At 71.9% G+C, this 2,343-nt stretch carries 1 protein-coding gene; it reads right to left on the bottom strand.

The window, feature by feature from the left end:
- Positions 1-2,343: DUF3418 domain-containing protein (locus HMPREF0058_RS11640; RefSeq protein WP_006548030.1), on the bottom strand; the 2,343-nt coding region annotated here is incomplete at both ends.

The following is a 2,343-nucleotide window of genomic DNA, read 5'->3' on the forward strand; positions in this document are numbered from 1 at the left end:
TCTGCAGTGCCACCAGGTCCTTGCCGCGGCCGATCTCACGCCCGCGAGAGTCCAGCGCCACGAAGGACACGCGCAGGTGATCAGGCAGGTGCTCCTGCGCCTCGGCCCAGTCCGCCTCGGTCACCTCAACCCCACGCAGCCGGGCCACGGCGGCGGTGAAGGCCTCCTGGAAGCTCGCCGGCGGCGCGCTCGCCCCGGCAGGCGTCTGGTACTCCTCGCGCATCGCGGCCCACACCTGGGCGCCGACGTCGGGAGCCGGCACGAGCTGACGGCGCACCCGCTTGGGCAGCGCCCGGATCGTGGCCACCACGAGCTCGGCCCGCATCCCTGGCACCAGCCAGTCAAAGCCGGCCGGCTCCAGCCGTCCCAGGACCTCCACCGGCACGAGCACGCTCACGCCGTCGTCCGCCTGCCCCGGCTCGAAGACGTAGTCCAGCCCGAGGGTGAGGTCACCCTGCACCCAGGCATCGGGGTAGCCGGCGGCCAGCGAGTCCTCGTCCGCCCCCGGCAGCAGCAGCTCGCGGGTGTAGTCCAGCAGGTGCGGGTGGCGCCCCTTCTCCCGTCTCCACCAGGCGTCGAAGTCGTTGGCGCCGGTGACCTCGTCAGGAACGCGGTCGTCGTAGAAGCGGTAGAGCGCCTCGTCGCTGGCCAGCAGCCCGTGCTCGCGGCGGCGCTGCTCGACGTCGCTGAGCTCCTCGATGAGGTCCCGGTTGCGGGACACGAAGCCGTGGCGCGCGTGCCAGCCCCCCTCGACCAGCCCGGAGCGCAGGAACATCTCGCGCGCCACCTCGCGGGCCGCCGGTGTGCCCACCGAGGCCAGCGTGGCCGGGCGGTCGGCAGCCAGCGTCATTCCGTAGACCATGACCTTCTCGTGGACCATGGCGCAGCCGTTCTTGGTGGACCAGTAGGGCTCACCAAAGACCTGGCGCAGCAGGCCAGCCTGGCGCGCGGTCTCCTCAACCCACCGCGAGTCCACCTTGGCCACTGTGCGAGCGAAGAGGTGGCTGGTCTCCACCAGCTCAGCCGTCATCACCCAGTCGTAGGTCTTGCGGCGCAGACCTGAGCCCGGCCAGATCATGAAACGGGTGCCGCGCGCTCCGGAGTACTCCCGGCGCCGCTCGTCCCAGTGCCCCACGTTGGACAGCAGCCCCACCAGCAGCGAGCGGTGGATCGCGTCAGCGTCAGGGGTGTCCGCGCTCTTGCCCAGCGCCACTACCGCTGCCGCCACGTCCCCGTGCGCGATCTGCGCAGCGTGGGAACCCGGTTCCAGCGCCTGGCGGGCCGCACGGATCGAGCGCGCCGTCGGCAGCTCCACCGGCGCGGCGTCCAGGCCGAGCGGCCGGGAGAGCTGGCGCAGCTGGGTGTGGACGTCCTGCCACTCGCGCACGCGCAGGTAGTGGAGGAACTCGGCCTTGCACATGCGGCGGAATGCCGATCCGGACAGCTCGCGGCTCTGGGTGCGCAGGTAGCGCCAGAGGTTGAGGTAGGTCAGGAAGTCACTGGTGGGATCGGCGAAGCGCCGGTGCAGGGCGTCGGCCTGCTCCTGCTTGTCCAGGGGTCGCTCGCGCACGTCCTGGATGGACAGGGCGGCCACGATCACCATGACCTCGCCCGCGCACCCCAGCTCCCCAGCGCGCAGCAGCATCCGGCCCAGGCGCGGGTCGATGGGCAGGCGCGCCAGGCGGCGGCCGACCTCCGTCAGGCGCGGGCCCCGGCTGCTGCGGCCCGAGCGCCCGCTCATGCTGGGCTCGATCGCGCCGATCTCGGTCAGCAGCTGGATCCCGTCGCGCACCGCCCGGTGGTCCGGGGCGTCCAGGAAGGGGAAGTCCTCCACCGCGCCCAGGCCGAGGTTCGCCATCTGCAGGATGACGCTGGCCAACGAGGTGCGCAGGATCTCCGGCTCGGTGTACTCCGGGCGCGAGAGATAGTCCGCCTCGGAGTACAGGCGGATCGCGATGCCATCAGCCACGCGCCCGCACCGGCCCGAGCGCTGGTTGGCGCTGGCCTGCGAGATCGGCTCGATCGGCAGGCGCTGGACCTTGGTGCGGTTGGAGTAGCGCGAGATGCGGGCCAGGCCCGGGTCGATGACGTAGCGGATGCCGGGCACCGTCAGCGAGGTCTCAGCGACGTTCGTGGCCAGGACGATCCGCCGGCACGAGTGGGCCTCGAAGACACGGTGCTGCTCGGCCGCCGTCAGCCGCGAGTACAGCGGCACGACCTCGACGGCTCCGGGCGTGCGGGTACGGCCGTCCATCGTGTAGCGCGGGCCCAGGTGGTCGATGAGCGCCGACTCGGTGTCACGGATGTCCCGCTCACCGGCCAGGAAGACCAGGATGTCGCCAG

It is taken from the genome of Actinomyces urogenitalis DSM 15434 (genome assembly GCF_000159035.1).
In the GTDB taxonomy this organism is placed as follows: Bacteria; Actinomycetota; Actinomycetes; order Actinomycetales; family Actinomycetaceae; genus Actinomyces; species Actinomyces urogenitalis.